The organism is Mycolicibacterium madagascariense, from assembly GCF_010729665.1.
In the GTDB taxonomy this organism is placed as follows: domain Bacteria; phylum Actinomycetota; class Actinomycetes; order Mycobacteriales; family Mycobacteriaceae; genus Mycobacterium; species Mycobacterium madagascariense.
Genome location: NZ_AP022610.1, coordinates 618,955 through 639,026 on the forward strand (window position 1 = coordinate 618,955; position 20,072 = coordinate 639,026).

The window sequence follows — 20,072 nt, forward strand, 5'->3', positions numbered from 1 at the left end:
CGCGCTCCGCCCTCTCGTCTCGCGTACCTCCTCTGCACCGGCTAGGTGCGGGTGAGGAAGTCGAGGATCGCCGGTGCTGCCTGCACCCACGTGTCGAACATGTTGAAGCCCTTGGCCTTTCCCTGCGCACGCGCCTGCGATGCGCGCTCCCAGGCGTCCTCCGGCCACGGGGGGTCGATGACCTCCGATCCACGGATCAGGCAACTCACCTCCAGCGACGTGCGTTTCGGATGGTTCAGATCCCCGCTGCCGCCGCGGATGATGAGGGTCGGGACCGCGATGCGATCGAACATGCCGTCGTCGACACCGGGAATCGTCTGCCCAGGCTTCACGACGAACGCTTTCAGCCACCGCATCATGACGGCCAGGAACTCGGCGGCGTCCCAATCGAGTAACCGCCGTCGGTTGGCGGGATTGTCGGCGATGCGCTCCTGCCATTCCGCGATCGACAGCAGACCCTCGATGCCCTGGAATCGCACCGCCTCGATCGACGGCAGCGAGTAGACGTGACCGAGGATGAAGGTGCCGTACACGCCGCCGACGATGTTCCACAGGACGAGCCTGGTGACAAACTCGGGGTACAGGATGGCGGTCAGCATGGAATCCCGTGCGCCGCCGGACCCGCCGGCCAGGATGACCGGTCCCGTGTCGAGCGACGTCAGCAGCGCGCGCAGCGTCTCGGCCCTCATGTGGGATTCCGAGGCGCCGTAGAACTGGACCGCCGACTTGCCGCAGTTGGGCCGGTCCCACAGCAGCACGCGGAAGCCACCGGCGACGAGGGCCTCGGCCAGTGGTCGTAGACCGGGCACGTCCTTGGAGAATCGGCCGCCCGGGGTGAGCACGACGAGTTCACCGGTGTCGCCGAGGATTTCGTAGACGACGTCACCGCCGTCGACGACGACGGTGCGCTCATCGCGGCGGAGTCTCGGACCGACGGTGTTGGTCACGGGAGTACGGCGGGCATGGACTCCCATCCACGCACGGTCGACGTCGGGCTGATCTCGGCGTGGGTGAGGTCGACCTCCCACTCGGGGAACCGGTCCAGGATCTCGTCGAGCGCGATGCGTCCCTCCATCCGGGCCAACGCGTTCCCCAGGCAGAAGTGGGTGCCGACGCCGAAGCCCAGGTGCTGTCGAATGGGCCGGTGGACGTTGAATTCGTGTGCATCGGAACCGAATCGGCGTGGATCGCGGTTGGCGGCGGCCACCAGCGTCACCATCGCGCTGCCCGCGGGCACGGTCTGGCCGTAGTACTCGACGTCCCGTGTGACGTAGCGGCTGATGTGGATCGCCGGCGGCTCGTAGCGGATGAGTTCTTCGACGGCGGCGGGAAGCAACGTGCGGTTGGCGACCATGTCTCGGCGCTGGTCGGGATGCTCGGCGAGTAGCTTGCCGGCCCAGCCGATCAAACGGGTGGTCGTCTCGGCCCCGGCCGTGGCGATCACCTGGAGGTAGAGCAGGAGTTCGTCGCGGCCGAGGCGCCGGGTCGCCCCGGTCTCGTCGGCGAATTCGGCGGTCAGCAGCTCGGTCATGATGTCGTCCGCGGGATGCTCTGCGCGCCAATCGATGAACTCGGCGAACACCTCGCCGGTGGCGATGGCGCCGTTCGGGTTCTCGGTCATCTTCCCGCCGCGCTCGGTGCGCAGCGTCGAGTCGCCGTGTTCGATGACGTTCGACTGATCGGCCTCGGGGATGCCGAGCAGCATCCCGATGACGCGCATCGGCATCTGGCTGCCGAGATCGGCGACGAAGTCGAACCGCCCCGTGCCCACCAGGGGATCCAGGCATCGCGCCGTGAACTCGCGAATCTTCGGTTCGAGCGCGCCGACCTTGCGCGGGGTGAAGATCCGCGACAGGAGCTTGCGATGGATGTTGTGAATCGGAGGGTCTTCGAAGATGAGGGTGCCCGAGGGAATCTCCATGTCCGCCTTGATGATCTCCAGGATGGCTCCGCGGGCCGAGCTGAAGGTCTCGTGATCGAGCAGGGCGGCGTCGACGTCGTCGTAGCGGCTCAGCGCGTAGAAGTCGTGCTGGGCGTTGTAGTACAGCGGTGCTTCTTCGCGAATCCGGGCGAACATCGGATGCGGGTCGCGGTTGAGCTCGACGTCGTAGGGGTCGTACCGAACGTCGCTGCTGGTGTCGATGGTCATGAGCGTCGTGCCTTTCTGGGACGGGGGCTGCCGTGCTGGTGGAGTGTCATCGCAGAGCGTCGAGGGCGTCGTCGAGTGGTCTGGTCTCCCAGAGGTTCAGGACGTTGGTCAGCATGAGGAGCGGTGCTCGAACGCCTTCGTCACCCCGGATCCGGGGGTCGTCGGGCGTCACCCCGGGTCCCGTATCCGGGAGCCTGCGCCTGACCAGTGCCGGCACGTCGAGGAGCCACGTGACGCCCATGAGTGCGACGTAGAGCTGCAGGTGGGACAGGAGCGTCGCGGGATCGAGCCGCGGGCCGCCGGATTCGGCGACCTCGGTGACCAGCAGCTGCAGCAGTTCGTCGAGATGACCATCCCACGTGGCGGTCTCGGCGCCCGAGAGGCACCCCCACACGGCCATGGCGACGTTCATCTGGCTGACGCACCCCCAGTCCATCAGCCCGCACCGGAGCGCGCCGTCGGGCCCGCGCCAGAACCAGGCGTTGTCGACGTTGGCGTTCCAATGACACAGAGCGAGGTAATCGGTCGTCGTCGCGAGGTGGTTCCAGATGGCGGACTCCTGGCACATCACCTCGTGGGCCTGACTGCCCATGCGAGCGACGAAGCGGCGGTTGCCGACGTTGGCGGGCAGCAGACGGGGGTAGGCCTCGACGAACTCGGCGAGACGAGAGATGCGCCGGGACAACCGATCTGCGGTGAGCGGCATCGGCTCCCCGAGCGCGGCGGCACGCAGATCGACGGGAAACCGTGCGACGAGCTCGTCGGGCATGGCGCCGGAACGTGCCGTTCCCGCCAGCCTGCCGAGTGCCGTGAGCAGGGCTCGGTAGTGCCCGACGGGATCGGGCATCTCGTCGTCGAGGCACTTGGGGTAGTGCGGCTCGATACCGTTGGCGTCGAACGTGATTCGTTCCGTGACGAGGATGCCGGTGCCGGTGGCGTCGTCGTAGTCGGCGAACAGGACCCTCGGCACGGCGATCGGGAAGCCCGGCGTCGAGGACAGGCCCGCGAACCGCACCTCGGCGTCCATCTGCGTGCGGCCCCGGTCGCGCAGCGGGTCGTCGAAGTCCCGGGAGAACTTCACGAAGAGCGCACTCGGCAGCCCCGATGCGCAAGCGGCGTCGTATTCGACGTCGAGCACGAGCTTCCTTCCCGTGCTGCCCCCGGATGTCTCGTCGCACCGGTGCACGCGCACGACCTCGCCATGGCGACCCAGGGCTCCGGACGCACGGAACATCGTGGTGAGGGACATCGCGGTGAGGGACCGAGAATCGCCGCACTGCAGCGCGCCCGGATGCGCCGGAAACGCCACCCCGTGCTCTCGACCGGTGACCCAGTCCTCGATCACCACGTCTGCTCCGCCGCGCGAATGAGGATGTCGTTGACGGCGACCCGGCGATCGCGAGTCACCATGTAGGCGACCGCGTCGGCGACGTCCTCGGAGCGCAGCTTCACCATGTCGGCCGTCTGGCGTTCGAAGGCCTCGCGGTATTCGGGCCGCAGGCCGTCGCTGATCTCGGTGTCGACGGTGCCGGGAGCGACGATGCCGACCCGCACGCGTGAGCCCAGCACCTCCTGACGCAGTCCTTCGGTGAAGGCGTTGATGCCAAACTTCGTCAGGGAGTAGACGGCGGTGCCGGGTCGCGCCACGCGTCCTGCCGTCGAGCTGACGGTCACGACGTCCGCGACGCCGCGGGCAGAGTCGGAGGCTGCGGTGATCAGATGCGGGAGGGCCGCGCGCGTGGCGTACAGCGTCCCAAGGACGTTGACCGAGACCAGCGCCTCCCAGTCGGACAGGGGCGCTTCGACGGCCCGACCCATGCGCATCAGCCCTGCGTTGTTCACCAGGATGTCGAGTCGGCCGAGTTCGGCGACGATGCGATCTATGGCGGCGCGGACGGAGTCGGCATCGGCGACGTCCGCGGGAACCGCCAGCGCGCGGCCACCGTTGGCCGTGACGGTGGCCGCCACGTGCTCGAGTCGATCCACGCGCCGGGCGAGCAGTGCCACCGTCGCGCCACGCGCCGCCAACGTCACCGCGGTGGCGGCGCCGATGCCGCTGCTGGCACCGGTCACGACGGCGACCGTTCCCGAGAGTGCTTCCATCGCTGCGGCGACCTCCCCTAGTTCGACCTGGATGGGGCGCCGAGGACGTCACCGAACACGTACCCGTCGTGCTCTCCGAGATTGGGCGCCCCGTTCTCGATCGTGGCGTTGTCGGTCGACATCCGCCACGACGCGCCAAGCACCGGGCGCAGACCCTCCACGTGATCACTGACGAAGCGGAAACACTCTCGGGCCCAGAGCATGTCGTCGGCGATGACGTCGAGGGCGGTGGCACTCTTGGCCGCTGGAACTCCAGCTGCGCGCAGCCGTTGCACCAGATCGTCGACGTCGCGGTCGCGGGTGAGGGCGGCCAGCTCGTCGTCCAGCGCGTCGGCACCCGCGAGGCGAACGGTCCGCGTGCCGTACGCCGATGCCAATTGCCCTGGTGCCGAAAGAGTTTGGCACAGCCGCCGCCATTGCTCGTCGTCGACGACGGCGAGGCTGAGCCAGGTGCCGTCACGACAGGGATAGCAACCGTGCGGGGCCATGTCCGGGTGTCGATTGCCGTCCGGCTGCATGGGCCGCCCGGTGAGGGCGTGCTCGACGAGGCTGTCGCCGGCCATGCTCGACAGCGTCTCGACGGCCGACAGATCGACGAATTGCCCCTCACCGGTGGTCTCGCGGTGCACCAGCGCAGCCAGCGCGGCGAAGGCGGCGGCCGCGCCCACCGTCGAATCGCCGTAGCGCATGCTGGTGCCGAGCGGACCGCCGCCGGGATGCCCGACCAGCGCCGCGAGACCCGACAGCGCTGCGAAACACGGTGCGTAGCCGGTTTGGTAGCCCAGCGGTCCGTCGTTGCCCCACATCTTGATCGACACCGAGATGATGTCGGGTCTGATCGCGGCGAGGTCGGGATGACCGAGGCCTTGGCGCTCCATCGCTCCGGGCCGCAGATTGTTGACGACGACGTCGCTCTCGGCGATCAGCGCGCGCAGTTGGTCCATACCCGCCGGGGTCTTGATGTCGAGGTCGACGCTGAGGATCTCGGGGTTGATGGACAGGAAGAAGGGGGCGTGGTCGACGTCGGTGCCCCCGTAGGCGCGCATCTCCTCGGGTCGCGTCGACGTCTCGACCTTGATCACCTCGGCCCCGAGGAAAGCCAGCAGCTTCCCCGCATAGGGGCCGGCCCAGACCTTCGTCAGCTCGACGACGCGGATTCCGGCCAGTGGGCCGCCGCGCGATCGGCCCGGGCGTCTGTGCTGAGTGGCGACGACCGTCGGTCGGTCGCCCAGCCACGCGGGGTCATCGGTGTGCTCGCCGAGAGCCGGTGCGGCACTGGTGATCACGGCCGGTGAGGCGCTCAGGAGGTAGGGAACGGTGGGATGTCGAACGGTGCCGAGCACCGGGTGGTGCACCTCGCGGAAGAAGCCGCGGTGACGGTATTGCGCCGACTCGGGGAGGTCGGAGGCGTCGTTGACGGGAACGAGCGGCACCCCGATGCGTTGCGCCCGCTCGGAGACGGCGACGCGCTCCTCGTCGGAGACCCACCGCGCGAAGCCGTCGTGGAACCGTGCCACCTTCTCCCGGGTGACGGAGAACTCCAGCCAGTCGTCGTCGAACCCGTCCAGCCACGCCGGATGGCCGAGCAGGTCCTTGAGCGCTCGCCAGTGGCTGGTGCTGGTGACGTACAGGTAGACGTAGCCGTCGGCGCAGGGGAAGAACGATGCCGGCCCCTGCTGGTCGTAGTCCTCCCTGCTGCCCTCCGGCGTGATCTCCCCGGTGACGAATCGGCCTGTGACGCAGTCGGACCGGGAGGCCATGACCGCTTGTTCGGACACGTCGACGAACCGTCCCGGCCTGCCGTGCAACAGCCCGTACAGGCAGGCGACGACGCAGAGGGCGGCGTCGAGTCCGGCCTCGTAGTCGACGAGGAACCGTCCCGGCCCCTTCAGTGGCGCCGTACTGGGATCGGCGTGGCTCGGCGTGTGGAATCCCCAACCGCTGGCGTGAAAGACATTCAGGCTCTGGGCGTTCCACGTCTGGGGCGGAGCGTGATGGCCGTAGGGGGTGATCGAGCACACCACCAACTCGGGGTAGCGCCGCTCGACGTCGCCCGGCGAGAGCCCCACGCCGACCAGCCAGGTGGGGTCGTGATCGTCCACCACGGCATGGGCGCCGGCGATCAGCCCGTGCAGCAGGCCGGCACCGGCCTCGGTGCTCGGGTCGCACACCACCGACCTCTTGTTGGTGTTGAGGTAGGCGAAGAGCCCGCTGTTCTCGGGCTCGGGACCCGACCCGATCAATGGATGCATCGATCGGGTCGGACTCCCGACCCCCGGGCGTTCGACCTTGACGACGTCGGCGCCGAAGTCGGCGAGCAGTTTCCCGCAGTACTCACCGGCCGGGGACTCTGCCGTCTCGATGACTCGAAGGCCGCGTAGCGCCGACACCGTCGTCAGGGCTTGCTGCGACCCGAACGGCTCAGGCGCCACTCGGGTGGGAAGTTCATGTCGTTGTCCTTGACCACGTTGTTCAACCCCTTGTCGAAGGTTCCCGCGGTCAGGTCGACCGTGTTCTCCACGTCGTTGGTGATCATGGGCAACATGCCTTCGACCATGCCGGTGAGCAGGCTGCCCATGTACTCGCCCTTGTGCTGCTTGTAGATCTCCAGGAAGGTCTTCTGCACGGCGACGGTGTCGGTGGGTCGCGACTTGGAACAGGCCATCGCATACTTCAGGGTCTCGGCCTCCAGGTCCTCGCGCGGCACGACGCTGTTGACGAATCCGCAGTCGTACATCTCCTTGGCGCTGAAGGGCCGCCCGGTGAACAGCATTTCGGAGAACTTGCGCAGCCCCATGGTCTCGGCCCACCACCAGAGCCGCGGGCCCCAGCCCACGTAGCGGAACGCCGGGTGTCCGAACAGGGCGTCGTCGGAGGAGATCACCAGGTCGGCGTCACCCGCCTGGTAGAAGTGCCAGCCGTAGCAGTAGCCCTTGGCCTCGATGATGCTGACCTTGCGCAATTCCTGCAGCGGCCGGTTGCCTGCCGGTGCCTTGGCGTAGAAGTCCGTCACCGTCGACAGGTAGCGGTAGGACCCACCGGGCGGGTACTTGACGTCGTCGTCGTTGATCGCCACCTCGTGCGGCAGCGGCATGCCCGGGTTCTCGATCATGCCGCGCTGTTCGGGAAGGTCACCGCCACTGCCGAAGTCGTTGCCCTCGCCGCGGATCACGACGACCTTGACGTCGTCGTCGATGTTGCACTTGTGGATGATGTCGGCGTAGAGCTGTCGCATCCCCAGGCTGGTCGCATTCTGGGAGTCGGGACGATCGAAGGTGATGTAGGCAATGCGGTTGGCGCGGTCCTTCTCGAACCGAATGTACTGCGCTGCTTCCTTCTTCATCTCTTCGTAGTCGAACTCAGGCATTGTTCTCCTCATCATTGGTTGGTGGAGCTGTCTTACTTGAGCAGTGCGCCCAGGTCTATCGGAAGCTGAACGCCTGTGACGTAACGGGATTCGTCACTGGCGAGGAAGAGCACCGCGTTGCTGACGTCCTCGGGTTCGATCCACGGCACCGGAAGCGTGTGCATCATCTGGGACACCGGCGCGAAGTGCTCGGGACCGGGATGCTCCTCGTGCGGGGCGAACAGCCGGAAGGTGGCGTCGTTCATCGCCATCGGCGTGTTGACCTGAGTCGGGTGCACGGAGTTGACCCGGATCATGTGCTGGCCCAGTTCGACGGCGAAGGTGCGCATCAACCCGACCACGCCGTGCTTGGCGGCGATGTAGTGGCCCGTGTGGGGGAAGGCCTTCATGCCACCCACCGAGCTCGTCAGGACGATGGATCCGCCTCGGCCACCGGCGATCACGTGCGGGACGGCCGCCTTCACCGACTTCCACACGCCGGTCAGGTTGATGTCGATCATGTCCTGCCAGACGTGCTCGCCGAGCTTGTGCAACCGGTTGCCCGCATTGCCGATGCCCGCATTGGCGACGACGATGTCCAGTCGCCCCAGCTGTCGCACGCCGTCCTCGACGGCGGCCGTCACGGCGTCGGAGTCGCGTACGTCGGCCTCGGCGGTGACGATCCGCCGACCGAGTCCTAGGACGAGAGAGGCCGTTTCAGCGAGGTCGGCTGGAGTCGATGGCGGGTAGACCACGTCGGGAATGGCCCGGCAGACGTCGATCGCGATGATGTCGGCGCCCTCCTGCGCCAACCGGACCGCGTGGCTGCGGCCCTGGCCGCGCGCCGCTCCCGTGATGAAGGCGACTTTGCCCTCTACCCGACCAGCCACTGCTGCCTCGATTCTCGGTCGTCACACATGGGTCTCGGCAGTCACCGCGGTATCGAGCAGGCGCCCGCCGCGGTCGTCGACCAGTACCGCATCGCGCTGGAACAGGGCGCCGATGCCCTGCTGCCAGACGTAGGTGGTCACCGCCAGCACCATTCCGGTCTCCAGGCGCTCGGATGCGGCGGTACGGGGCAATTCCGTCGACAGCACCGGTGGGTCGAAACCCAGCCCGAGGCCGTAGGCGATCGGCGTCACCGGCAATGGCTCGCCGGCCGCCTCGTACGCGGCGAAGAGATCCGTCGCCGCCGCTCCGTCGCGACACGCGTCGATCAGCCGCTCTGCCAACGCATCCGCGCGTCGCCGGAGCGCGAGCACGGCGGCGTCCTCGTCAGCGCCCGCGACGACGGTCCGGCCCACTTCGCCGACGTAACCTCCGGCCAGTGCGCCCGCGGAGAGTGCCACCAGGTCACCGGGTTGGACGTGACCGGACCCGTCGGCACGCTGCCAAGGACGTTCGCGCGACGTGATCCAGGCGGCGTCCTGGCTGGCGGGGGTGGTCACGCCACCGGCGGCCATGGCCTCCAGTACCGCGCCGGCCACCGTCTTCTCGGACACCCCCGCCGCCACCGTCGCGACGCCGGCGCCGATACCCGCTTCCGCGACCCCCACCGCGGCAGTCAGTGCGGCCAGCTCCTCGGGCGTCTTGACGCGGCGGGCCGCCCGCATGGCGGGTTCGGCGTTCACCAATTCGGCGTTGGGGAAGGCGATCGGCAGCAGTTCGGCGAACGTCGGCGTCATTGCGTCCGAACCCACCCGACGTGCCTGGCGAGCTCGGGGGAGGCCCTTGAGGACGTCGATGAGGGTCATGGGGCTCCAGGTCAACCCGTACAGGTGGTCGTGGTCGATCTCCTCGGGCATGCCCTCGTCGGAGGTGCTGTTGAGATGGATCTCGCCGGTGGCTCCGTCGAGCACGCACACGGGTGCGAAGGGCCTGGTGCCTGCCACCCACAGTTGCGGGACCCCGGTCACGTAGCGGACGTTGGCTTGCCGTCCCAGCACCAGCAGGTCCAACCCGTTGGCGCGCATCTGCGCCAGGGCACGGTCGCGGCGAGCGGTGCGCAGGGCCCGATCGTCGGGCGCGGTCTCAGTCTCCATAGGGCGCATACGGGTAGTCGGTGATGGACTCATAGCCGTCCTCGGTGATGACCACGATCTCCTCGCTGCGATACCCGCCGGTGCCGTCCTCCCAGACCACCGGCTCCAACACCAGGACCATGCCGGCGGGATAGACGAAGCGGTCGTCGAATTCCGCCCCGAGATCGGTGCCGATCATCGGCGCCTCGGCCGGGTAGGTACCGATGCCGTGGCCCAGGTAGAAGTGCGGCAGCCACGGTTTGGCGCCGCCGTTGGCCGCGATCGCCGCGCGGGCGAGATCGCCGGACGTCGCACCGGCTCGGGTGACGCGCAGGACGGCCTGCAGGATGGTGCGCCACTGTTCGAACTGATCCTGTTGGCGCGGTGAGGGTTTGGCGTCGACGAGCCAGGTCCGGCCGAAGTCGGAACAGTACCCGCCGTAGGTGATGCTCACGTCGGTCCACAACACGTCGCCGGCGCGCAGCCGACGGTCGGTCGTGAGTAGGGGCAGTGCGAGATCGCCGTGCGTCGTCCACTGGCCCTCGGCACGGGAGTGGGGCATGACCTGCCAGATGGCCTCCAGCATGTTGGCGGTGGCGTCGAGTTCGAACGCGCGCCGCACGAAGGTCGCCGACAGGGCGAGTTGGCTGACGCCCGGTGTCAGCTGTGTCTGCACCTCTGCCATGGTCTGTTCGGTGATGCGGCAGGCCCGCCGGATGCACGAGATCTCGTCGGGCGTCTTCACCAGTTGGGACGCGCCGATCACCACGGCGGCCTCCCGCGGCGGCCCGGCGGGGAAGAGCCGAGCACCCGCGTCCCGCATCGCGCCGGTCAACTCGTCGACGGCCACGATTGCGTCGGGCGGCACCAGGTCGGCCAGCACTACGGCCAATCGTTGTGCGCCTTCGTCGAATTCGAGGTAGAGCGGCGGGTGTCGGTGATCGGCGGGAACGTGCAGTGCCGCATCGGCGCCCTCGCGGAACGGCATGAAGAGGTGCGGATGTTCGTCGTCGGCGACCACGATGGCGACGGGACGCTGCGTGTGCGACAGCCCGGCGTCGAGCAGGGGCCAGCTGGCCCCCGTCGCATAGCTGACGTGCCCGTTCATCAACAGGATCAGCACGTCGACGCCGTGCTCGGCCATGGCGGACCGCAGCGCGGCTCCGACGTCGGTGTACATCCTGGCGAGGTCGGGCTCCTCGGGTATCCACAGCGTCGACGTCGCCGTCGTGGGCACCGTCATGACAGCCCCAGGAAGCGACGGACGTTACCGCTGACGATCTTGGCGGCCGACTCGGGCCCGACCGCGTCGACGACGGCCGACAGGGACTTCTCCGAATAGCCGAAGGTGCTTTCGTTGTGGGGATAGTCCGAGGACCACATCACCTTGTCGACGCCGATCTGGTCGATGAGGGCCAGACCCAACGGGTCGACCATGAACGATGCACTCATGTGGGTGTCCCAGTAGTACCGGATGTCGTGCAGCAGTTGATGATCGAGCATGTGGTGATAGGACGCCAGGACGTGTTCGGCGTCCTGCAGCGCGGACGGCACCCAGGCGATGCCGCCCTCGAACCACCCGATCCGCAGGCCGGGGTGTCGATCGAGGATGCCCGAGAAGAGGTAGCGGGCGAACCTGTCGCGGAACGAGTCGACGTTGACCATCATCGCGACGGCGACGCTGTTGACCTCACACGGGCTCTTCGGTGGGGTCTCCCCGATGTGGTGGGTCACCGGCACGCCAGACGCTTCGATGACGTCCCAGACGGGTCGCATCGCGGTGCTGCCGTAGTCGATCGCCACGCCGTCGTCGTCGAAGCCCGGATACAGGGGCATGAGGAACGTCCGAAGACCCATCGACGTCAACTCCGACAGGGTGCGTTCGGTGCCCGCCGCGTCCCACCAATTGATCAGTCCGACACCGTAGAAGCGACCCCCCGAACGCTCCTGGATGTCGGCGACGAACTCGTTGTAGACCCGAAAGATGAGTTCCCGCAGGGCTTTGTCGGGATGGTGGAACAGCGCCAGCACGGCGTTGGGGAACGCCAGTTCGGTGTCGACACCGTCTTCGGCGAGCTCGCGGATCCGCGCCGCTACGTCGTGGTTCGACGCGCCAGCGAGCTCGTCGTACTGCATCAGGACGGCGCTGAAGTCTCCCGTGACCAGGGAGCTGCCGGGTCGCCCGATCATGTAGGCCCCGTCCTCGAACCAGACCCGCGGCGCCTGGTCCTTGAGGGAGTCGGGGAAGCGTTCGTAGAAGATGTCGGAGGCCAGTGAGATGTGGTTGTCGGCGGAGAACACCTCCGTGCCCGGCGGAAGGCCCACGTCCAGGAGATCTCCAGCCTGGCCGCGGCGGTGCTTGGGCGCGCCGAAACCTCCCGGTGGGTAGAGCACGTTCGCGTGGATGGACATCGTCGTCCCTTCTAGAGTAGGCCGGTCAGCACGAGGTCTGAGAGGTATTTGTCGATGAGTTGCCGTGACACGTGCGGTATTTCATGGCCGGCGAGCTGAGTCGCGGCACGGAATCGCTCACCGGGCACCGGTGACCCCGCGGTGGCGGGCAACGGCTGACGGTAGACGTCCAGGACGGCGAGCAGCGACTGCCGGCGTCGCCGATCGGGCATCGCCTGCATTGCGGTCTCGAACCGTGCCAGCCACTCGTCGTAGTCGTCGATGCGTCGGATCGGGTGGCCTGCGTCGCTCATCCAGTCGACGAAGGTGTCCAACGAGATCCCGTCGTCGTGCGGATTCGTGGTGTTGTAGGTGTCGAACGCTTCTCCCGTCGTGGGGCCGATCGCGGCCATGGCAGCGGCCAGGAAGTCGACGGGCAGACCCTCGTAGCGCGGCGTGACGTCATCGGCCGACCGACGGTAGAACGATCGCGGCGCCACCCCGGTGGCGAGCACGCTGAAGAGTAGCCGGGTGAAGATGTCGGGGATGTTGAGCTGGCCGGCGAAGCGACTGTCCGCCAGGATCATTCCCGGACGGAACACGGCCACCGGTAGTGCGCAGAGGTCGTTGGCCTCGCGCAGGAGCACCTCGCTCGCCCACTTGCTGACGCCGTAGCCGTTGGCGTAGCCGTCGCCGACCTCGCACGTCGGCACGGCGTAGCGGATGTCGGCGTCCTCGTCGACGAGATGGCCGGCCACCGCGGTGATTCCGAGCGTCGACACGTAGTGGATCGGGGTCAGTCGGTCGGTGATGGCGAGCCGGATGATCTCGGCCGTGCCCGCGACGTTCACGGGGAAGAGTTGCTCGTAGGGCAGGACGTGGTTGACGTGCGCGGCGGGGTGCACGATGAGGTCGACCTCTGCGGTCAGCCGGTCCCACGTGTCGTCGTCGAGGCCGAGGCGGGGCTGGCCGACGTCACCGGCCAGTACGGTCAGGTGATCATCGGCGAGCTCGCGGAACCGTTGCAGCAGTGCCGGATCGGTGTCGAGCACCGACTCGATGCGCCGCCGCGCATCGGCGTGGTCGGTCCCGCGGGTCAGACAGATCAGCGTGCCGCCCACGGCCTGCAGGCGTTCGAGCCATTCCAGGGCGAGGAACCGGCCGAGGAAGCCGGTCGCGCCGGTGAGGAGGACCGTGCGCACGTCGGCCGTGGGCGCGGGCAGCGTGGTGGCGGTCTGCAGCACGCGATCGTCGACGAACGCGCCGAGGGTGAGGTCGGTGGCGCGGACTGCGGTGGCACCGCGGCCGTGCACCGAGGCGAACGTGGCCCGACGGGTATCGCCCGCGCGGCTGCGCTCCAGGTAGCCGACGATACTCAGGAGGTCGGCGGTCGGGTCGACGATGACACCCACGGGAACGTCGACCCCGAAGACGTCACCGAGCAGACGGGAGAACGTCAGCGCCGACAGCGAATCTCCGCCCAGGTCGGGAAATCTCGCCTCGAGGCTGACGTCGGCGGCATCGAGGCCGAGGGTGGCTTGCACCGCACGCGCCACCGTGGCGACGACCGGCTGATCGCGGCCACCGGCGCGCAGCGCCCGCAACTCGTCGATCTGATCGGCGGCCAGCGTGGCATACAACTGCTCGAGCCGCGCACCGTAGCGCTCCTTGAGCTTGGGGCGCAAGAACTTTCCGACGCCGGACAGCAGACCGTTGTCGTGCCGGAAGGGGTCGGTCTCGATCAGGAAGTCGCGCGGCACCTCGTAGCCGTTGAGCCGGTGCTCGTGAGCGATCGCGAGCAGTGACCGGGCGATGGCCGTCTTCAGCGCGGTCCCCTGGGCTGCGGCCTGGCTGACGGCGACGTCGGTCGGGACGACGACGGCGAGCAGGAACGAGCGGGCGCTGCTGCCATAGACGTAGATCTGCTGGAGCAGAGGGCTGGTGGAGTACAACGCCTCGAGGCGTGAGACGGCGACGAATTCACCTTGGGACAGCTTGATGACGTTGTTGCGGCGGTCGAGATAGCGCAGCTGGTCGGGACCGACCTGGGCCATGACGTCACCGGTCTTGTAGAAGCCGTCGGCGTCGAACATCGTCGCCGTCAGGTCGGGACGCTTGTAGTAGCCGGCCATGAAGCGGGCGGACTTGACGGCCAGTTCTCCGCGCGGATGAGGTTGGTCGGTGGTGAAGTAACCCAGTTCGGGCACGTCGAGGAGCTTGTAGTCGATGACCGGTGGGCGCAGTACGTGCTCGTCGGCGATCAACATGCCTCCGGCGATCTCGGTGGACGAATAACCGATCAGCAGGTGTTGGTCGAGGACCGCTTCCATGAACGTCTTGATCTCCGGGGACAGCGCGGCGGATCCGCAGCCGACCGCGAGAACCCGTCCGCCCAGGACGCGTTGGCGGATGTCGGTGCGCAGCCTCTCGGCGGCCTCGTCGGGATCGGCACCGCCGATGACGGCGCGGTCCAGGTCGCCGAGATAGTGGTGGAAGAACATCTCGCACACGCGTGGGACCAGGCTCAGGGTGGTGGGCCGGGCCAACGCCAGGTCGTCGAAGAGCGTGGAGAGGTCGTTCTTGGCGGCGAAGTAGCTGATGCCACCGTTGGCCAGCGTCATGATGACGTAGCCGTAGCCGATGAGATGACTCATGGGCATGTAGCTGAGGGTGATCACCGGCTGATCGGACTGCGCCAACCACGAACCGACGCACAGGCTTTCGGTGAACATGGCGCCCTTCGGCGTGCCCGTGCTCCCGGAGGTGTAGAACAGCCACGCCAACGGATCTTCGCCGTCGGAGGCGACGTGCAGCGGCGGCACGGGACGCTCGGCGGCGCGCTCGACGAGGTCGGCGAGGACCTCGACGACGAGAGGGCTTCCGGCGTCGGTCAGGCGAGCGGTCGCGGCGTCGTACAGGTCGCGGTGGTCGTCGTCTCGCGGTTCGTAGTCGAAGACGACGAGGCGCTGCGGTGCGGTCCCCATCAGGACGGCATCCACGGCCGTGCCCAGTGATTCGATGCTGACGGCGACGATCCTGGGCTGGGTCTCCTCCAGTATCGGCGCGTGTTGGGAGGCAGGCGCACTCGTCTGCAGGGGGACCACGACAGCGCCGAGATGGATGCACGCGAGTTGGATCGCCGTGTAGTCGATGCTCGCGAAGCCAAGGACGCACACGAAGTCACCGGCACGCACCGGGGCCGACCCGTGGTGGTGCCAGTCGGCGGCCAGCGCTCGCGCCCGGTCCCATAGCTCCTGGTAGGTGACGGTGCTGAAGTACGGCAGCAGGCGACGCGCGGCGCGTCCGCTCACCGGGTCGGTCACCACCTCGCTGGCCCGTTCGCCGAGGGCGGGACGCATGGCGTAGCCCGTCATGACGGTCGCCATCACCTCGGCGATGCGCAGGCCGGGACGGCGAGCCTGCTCGGCGACGCCCGCGTCGGGCCGGGCCGCACAGAACTGCTGGTCCTCGGCGTACAACCGCTCGCGGTTGCGGGCGACGCGCTCCCACTGCTCCTGCGCAGCGCCGGGATCCTTCACATCGGTGCGTCCCACGAAGGCCACGGTCACTGCTCCTCTCGGCGGTCGGTGAAGCGTTGGCGTCCAACGGGTGTGGACGGCGAGGTCTTGGGCGCGTCGGGTCTACGGGGGAAAGCGGACGCCGGTGAGTTCTTCGCTGAGCTGCCACAGCCGACGTGCGGCGTCCTCGTCGTGGAACAGCCGTGGCGCCCGGGCGTGCGTGATGCCGCCACCAGCCGTCTCGTAGAAGCCACGGGGCCCGTAGTACTCGCCGCCTCTGGCGTCGGGCGACACGGCGGCGTACAGGGTGGGTTTGATGCCCTCGTCGACGTCGAGCCAGAGGAACGGCAGTACGTGCCAGGTGAGCTGAGTCAGGCGGGCGGTCAGCGTCGGCTTGTCGCGGCCATAGGACGCGCCGCTGAGGAGATTGGTCTTGGTCAATCCCGGATGGGCGGCGTTGGACGTCACGCCCCAGCCACCGAGTCGGCTGCGTCGGTCGAGTTCCGCGGCGAACATCAACTGTGCGAGTTTCGCCATGCCGTAGGACCGCATGGGTTTGTAGTCGTGTAGCGCGTCGGGATCGTCGAAGCCGACGTCCTGCGTGGCGGCCAGGCTGCTGACCGACACCACCCGGGCCGCCTCGGCGGCCCGCAGCAGCGGCAACACGGCAGCGGTCAAGGCGAAATGGCCCAAATGATTGGCGCCGAACTGCAATTCGTGTCCGTCCGCGGTGCTCGCGCGCTGCGGCGGGGTCATGACGCCGGCGTTGTTGATCAAGACGTCGATGGGTCTGCCCTGGGCCAGCAGGCCCTGACCGAACTCGGCGATGCTCCTCAGCGAGGCCAGGTCGACGTCCGCGATCGCCACCTTGGCGGCAGGCTCGTCACGGTGGATCGCCGCGATCGCCGCCTCGCCCTTGGCGCGGTTGCGGATGGCCATCGTGACGTCGGCGCCGTGCCGCGCCAGGTACCGGGCCAGGCCGAACCCCAGGCCGCTGTTCGCACCGGTGACGACGGCCAGCCGGCCCGAGAGGTCGGGTGTCGTCAGCGTCAGGCCGGGATCGCGGGCCACGGCGTCACCAGCTCACGGGAAGTTCGTAGAGGCCGTAGGCCAGGGCGTCGTGCTTGAACGGAAGTTCTTCCAGCGCAACGGCCAAGCGCAGGGTGGGAATGCGCCGCAGCAGGGTGGGCAGCACGATCTGCAACTCCATCCGAGCCAGCTGCTGGCCGACGCACTGGTGTCGGCCGTACCCGAAGCCGACCTGGGGTCCGTCGTCGCGCGTGAGGTCGAGACGGTCGGGTGCCGGGAACTGGCGGGCGTCCCAGTTGGCGGGTGCGACGTCCAGGATGATGCCCTCGCCCGCACGGATGGTCACGCCGTCGACGTCGATGTCCTCCGTCGCGATGCGCCGCTGCCCCGTCTGAATGATGCTGCAGTAGCGCATCAATTCCTCGATGGCGGCGGCGATCACCTTGGGATCGTCGGCATCGCGCAGCAGCGCCGCCTGGTCGGGGTTCTCGAGCAGTGCCACGATGCTGACGCCGAGTTGACCCGCCGTCGTCTCGTGCCCGGCGATGAGGACGCCGGTCGCCAGTTGGGCGGCTTCGCGGTCGGTGATCTCACCGCTCTTGACGCGTTCGGCCAAGTCGGACACCAGGTTCTCGCCCGGATCGTCCATCTTCACGTGGATGAGTTTCTTGAGATACCTCGCCAGCGTGCCTGCGCCTTCGGCGGCGTCCTCGGCGGTGGCGTATCGGTTCATGCCCTTGTTGGCGTGTTCCTGGAAGAACTCGGCGTCCTCGTAGGGCACGCCCAGCATCTCGCTGATCACCAGGGTGGGTACCGCGAGGGCGAGGCCCGCGACGAGATCGGCCGGCTGCGGGCCGGCCAGGATCGCGTCGATGTGGTCGTCGGCGATCCGCTGGACCGCCGGGCGAAGCGCCTCGACTCGCTTGAACGTGAAGGGCCGCGACAACATTCGGCGGTATCGGGTGTGTTCTTCGGCGTCGGAGGTGAACACCGAACGCGGCCGCTTGTGGACCGTCGACAGCATGCCCTCGTTCCAGTGCGGATATCCGGGGATGCGGTCGTCGACGCTGGCGCGAGCGTCGGTGAACAGCGAGCGGATGGCGTCGTAGCCGGTGATCAACCACGGGGTGCTGCCATCCCAGATGCGGACCCGGCTCAACTGACGAGAGGCATTGAGCTCCATGGCCTTTGGCGGCGGGGCGAACGGACAGCCGGGGGCGCGCTCCATGGGGAAGTCGGGGACTTCCTGCGTGGAGTCGGCACTGCCGTGGAGGAGGTCGGTCATGTCGTGCTCCCTGGTGGCGCGGTGGGTGAGAGGAGAGTCATGCCTTGCCGCGATCGCGGGTGCGGACCGGCGCCTGCCACAGGCCCGCAATCGCGTCGGTGAGGCCCTCGGCCGCCAACGGCCACGGCGATCGTGCCGACGGGCCGTGCGCGGCCAGCGCACCCTCGTGCTCGGCGCACGTGTGCATGAGGAGGTTTCGTGCCATCACGATGCGTTCGAACTGAACGCGCTTCGGGAGGTCCGGTAGGCAGCGGATGATGCCGTTCATCGCGAGCACCAGCTGTGGCGAGGCCAGGGCATCCTTCTTGAGGACTTCCCGGCAGCTCGGGTCGGCCATGGCCTGGGCGGCGAATCGCCCGTAGTAGCTGGGGATCCCCAGTTCGTCGAGGTGGTCGGTGAGGGGACGCACCAGCGCACCGACCCAGCCGTGCAGATCGGTGCTGTCGCCCAGCTCGGCCAGCACCCGCTCGCGGTGGGACTCGATGGGCGTGCGGTGCTTGGTCTCGATGGCGCGCAGCAGATCGGTCCTGGTGCCGAAGTGGTAGCAGACGGCGGCGTTGTTGCGTTGCCCGGCCTTCTCGCTGATCTGCCGGTTCGACACGGCGTACATCCCGCGTTCGGCGAACAGTTCTTCGGCGGCCGTCAGCAGCGTCTCGCGGGTGCGTTCGGACCTGTCGCCGCTGAGCGCTAGTACGGTCACCGCCCCAGTCAAACACTGTCGACGGCATTAAATCAACGAATTTATTTAACTGGTCGTGGGACGCCCGTGGTAGCCGAGTCAATGACTGATGTAGACGGCCTTGGTGTTGAAGTACTCCTCGATGCCCTTGCGGCCACGTTCGCCGCCCCAGCCCGACTGCTTGTGCCCGCAGATCGGCATCGCCGGGTCGGCCGCCAGCGCGGAGTTCACCCAGACCTGGCCCGCCCGAAGCTGATTCGCGATGCGGTGGGCGCGGCCGAGGTTCTCGGTCCAGACGGCACTTGCGAGGCCGTACTCGGTGTCGTTGGCCGCGGCGATCACCTCGTCCTCGTCGTCGAAGGGGACGACACAGCCGACCGGACCGAAGATCTCCTCGCGGATGAGCCGCATGTCGGGCGTGGTGTTGATGACGATGGTGGCCTCGTAGAAGTACCCCCGACGGTCCATCTTCTGGCCGCCGGTGATCACCTGCGCGCCGCCGGCGACGCCCTCGTCGACGATGCCCTCCACCCGGCGCCGCTGCTTCTCGCTGATCAGGGGCCCGAGCAGCGAGTCCGGTTCGTCACTACCGCCCATCGGCAATCTCTTGGCGAAGGCGGCGAGCTTGTCGACCACCTCGTCGTGGATGTTGCGCTGGACGTAGATGCGCGAGGTGCACGAGCAGTTCTGTCCCGAGCCGGCCAGCAGCCCCATGCCGACCCGCGGGATCGCCCGCTTGAGGTTGGCGTCGTCGAACATGATCAGCGGGGACTTGCCGCCGAGTTCGAGGGTGAGGCGCTTGAGGTTGCCCGCTGCGGCCTTGACGATGAGACGCCCGACCTCGGTGGAGCCGGTGAACGAGATCTTGTCGACGTCCGGATGTGCCGTCAGCGCCGCACCCGCGGTCTCGCCGTACCCGGTGATGACGTTCAGGACACCGTCGGGCACACCGGCCTCGCGGAAGACGCCCTCGAGTGCGAGAGCCGTGAGTGGCGTCTCCTCGGCGGGTTTGAGCACACAGCTGCAGCCGGCGGCGAGAGCGGGCGCCACCTTGAGCATCGCGACGAAGAAGGGTCCGTTCCACGGAATGATCAGGCCGACCACGCCGACCGGCTCGAGCTGGGTGAAGTTGTGGAAGTTCTCGTAATCACCGAGCAGGCCGTCGGATACGACATTGCTCGACTCGCCGTGGATCTTGCCGACCCAGCCTGCGTAGTAGACGAGCATCTCGCGCGACACGTCGATGATGTGACGCGCCGCCTTGAAATTCAGGCCGTTGTCCCGAGACTCCAGCCCCGCGAGCTCATCGGTGCGCTCCCTGATGATGTCGGCGGCGCGGAAGAGCACCTGCGCTCGGTGCGCGGCGGGAAGGGTACGCCACACGCCCGACTCGAACGTCTCACGCGCGCGGGCGACGGCTGCGTCGACCATCGCCGCATCGGAGTCGACGACCTCGGCGATCTGTTCCTCCGTGGAGGGGTTGAAGACCGGAATCATCTCGGCGCCAGAGTCTTTCACCGCGGTATCGTGATCCGTGGCGCTGCTCATGTC

At 67.9% G+C, this 20,072-nt stretch carries 15 protein-coding genes; all 15 read right to left on the bottom strand.

Annotation, left to right across the window (positions count from 1 at the left end):
• Positions 1 to 41 precede the first annotated feature (41 nt).
• Positions 42 to 947 carry an alpha/beta fold hydrolase gene (locus G6N60_RS02840; protein ID WP_246240248.1) on the bottom strand — a complete coding sequence of 302 codons (906 nt, stop codon included), beginning with the start codon at positions 945 to 947 and terminating at the stop codon, positions 42 to 44.
• Positions 944 to 2,149: a cytochrome P450 gene (locus G6N60_RS02845; RefSeq protein WP_163732276.1), complete on the bottom strand. Its 1,206-nt coding sequence runs from the start codon at positions 2,147 to 2,149 to the stop codon at positions 944 to 946. Before G6N60_RS02845 ends, G6N60_RS02840 begins: the two co-directional genes overlap by 4 nt.
• A gap of 46 nt (positions 2,150 to 2,195) precedes the next feature.
• Complete coding sequence (locus tag G6N60_RS02850; RefSeq protein WP_163743355.1) at positions 2,196 to 3,494, bottom strand: hypothetical protein; 1,299 nt, start codon at positions 3,492 to 3,494, stop codon at positions 2,196 to 2,198.
• Positions 3,491 to 4,252 carry an SDR family NAD(P)-dependent oxidoreductase gene (locus G6N60_RS02855; protein ID WP_163732279.1) on the bottom strand — a complete coding sequence of 254 codons (762 nt, stop codon included), beginning with the start codon at positions 4,250 to 4,252 and terminating at the stop codon, positions 3,491 to 3,493. The genes G6N60_RS02850 and G6N60_RS02855 overlap by 4 nt, the downstream gene beginning before the upstream one ends.
• A 17-nt stretch (positions 4,253 to 4,269) precedes the next feature.
• Complete coding sequence (locus G6N60_RS02860; protein WP_163743357.1) at positions 4,270 to 6,642, bottom strand: CaiB/BaiF CoA transferase family protein; 2,373 nt, start codon at positions 6,640 to 6,642, stop codon at positions 4,270 to 4,272.
• A gap of 5 nt (positions 6,643 to 6,647) precedes the next feature.
• A complete protein-coding gene (locus tag G6N60_RS02865; RefSeq protein WP_163732282.1) occupies positions 6,648 to 7,619 on the bottom strand; it encodes an enoyl-CoA hydratase/isomerase family protein in 972 nt (323 codons plus the stop codon).
• Between the two features lie 32 nt (positions 7,620 to 7,651).
• Positions 7,652 to 8,488, bottom strand: coding sequence for a mycofactocin-coupled SDR family oxidoreductase (locus tag G6N60_RS02870; protein ID WP_163732284.1), 837 nt, complete (start codon positions 8,486 to 8,488; stop codon positions 7,652 to 7,654).
• A 21-nt stretch (positions 8,489 to 8,509) separates the two neighbouring features.
• Entirely contained in the window at positions 8,510 to 9,640 is a 1,131-nt protein-coding gene (locus G6N60_RS02875; RefSeq protein ID WP_163732289.1) for a M24 family metallopeptidase, read from the bottom strand.
• Positions 9,630 to 10,862, bottom strand: coding sequence for a M24 family metallopeptidase (locus G6N60_RS02880; RefSeq protein WP_163732292.1), 1,233 nt, complete (start codon positions 10,860 to 10,862; stop codon positions 9,630 to 9,632). The genes G6N60_RS02875 and G6N60_RS02880 overlap by 11 nt, the downstream gene beginning before the upstream one ends.
• Positions 10,859 to 12,031, bottom strand: coding sequence for an amidohydrolase family protein (locus tag G6N60_RS02885; RefSeq protein ID WP_163732295.1), 1,173 nt, complete (start codon positions 12,029 to 12,031; stop codon positions 10,859 to 10,861). The genes G6N60_RS02880 and G6N60_RS02885 overlap by 4 nt, the downstream gene beginning before the upstream one ends.
• 11 nt (positions 12,032 to 12,042) lie before the next feature.
• Positions 12,043 to 15,564 carry a carboxylic acid reductase gene (gene car, locus G6N60_RS02890; RefSeq protein WP_372510948.1) on the bottom strand — a complete coding sequence of 1,174 codons (3,522 nt, stop codon included), beginning with the start codon at positions 15,562 to 15,564 and terminating at the stop codon, positions 12,043 to 12,045.
• Between the two features lie 87 nt (positions 15,565 to 15,651).
• Complete coding sequence (locus tag G6N60_RS02895) at positions 15,652 to 16,599, bottom strand: SDR family oxidoreductase (protein ID WP_163732298.1); 948 nt, start codon at positions 16,597 to 16,599, stop codon at positions 15,652 to 15,654.
• A gap of 4 nt (positions 16,600 to 16,603) precedes the next feature.
• Positions 16,604 to 17,842, bottom strand: coding sequence for a cytochrome P450 (locus G6N60_RS02900; RefSeq protein WP_163732302.1), 1,239 nt, complete (start codon positions 17,840 to 17,842; stop codon positions 16,604 to 16,606).
• Positions 17,843 to 17,879: 37 nt separating this feature from the next.
• Positions 17,880 to 18,542 (bottom strand): TetR/AcrR family transcriptional regulator, encoded by a 663-nt coding sequence (locus G6N60_RS02905; RefSeq protein ID WP_163732305.1) that lies wholly within the window; start codon positions 18,540 to 18,542, stop codon positions 17,880 to 17,882.
• Positions 18,543 to 18,620: 78 nt separating this feature from the next.
• Positions 18,621 to 20,069: an aldehyde dehydrogenase family protein gene (locus G6N60_RS02910; protein WP_163732308.1), complete on the bottom strand. Its 1,449-nt coding sequence runs from the start codon at positions 20,067 to 20,069 to the stop codon at positions 18,621 to 18,623.
• Between the last annotated feature and the right edge of the window lie 3 nt (positions 20,070 to 20,072).

Bases quoted from the DNA above. Each gene is read 5' to 3' on its own strand.
- G6N60_RS02845 (WP_163732276.1), bottom strand. From the start codon at position 2,149: ATGACCATCGACACCAGCAGCGACGTTCGGTACGACCCCTACGACGTC.
- G6N60_RS02885 (WP_163732295.1), bottom strand. From the start codon at position 12,031: ATGTCCATCCACGCGAACGTGCTCTACCCACCGGGAGGTTTCGGCGCG.
- G6N60_RS02855 (WP_163732279.1), bottom strand. From the start codon at position 4,252: ATGGAAGCACTCTCGGGAACGGTCGCCGTCGTGACCGGTGCCAGCAGC.
- G6N60_RS02875 (WP_163732289.1), bottom strand. From the start codon at position 9,640: ATGGAGACTGAGACCGCGCCCGACGATCGGGCCCTGCGCACCGCTCGC.
- G6N60_RS02865 (WP_163732282.1), bottom strand. From the start codon at position 7,619: ATGCCTGAGTTCGACTACGAAGAGATGAAGAAGGAAGCAGCGCAGTAC.
- G6N60_RS02910 (WP_163732308.1), bottom strand. From the start codon at position 20,069: ATGAGCAGCGCCACGGATCACGATACCGCGGTGAAAGACTCTGGCGCC.
- G6N60_RS02880 (WP_163732292.1), bottom strand. From the start codon at position 10,862: ATGACGGTGCCCACGACGGCGACGTCGACGCTGTGGATACCCGAGGAG.
- G6N60_RS02900 (WP_163732302.1), bottom strand. From the start codon at position 17,842: ATGACCGACCTCCTCCACGGCAGTGCCGACTCCACGCAGGAAGTCCCC.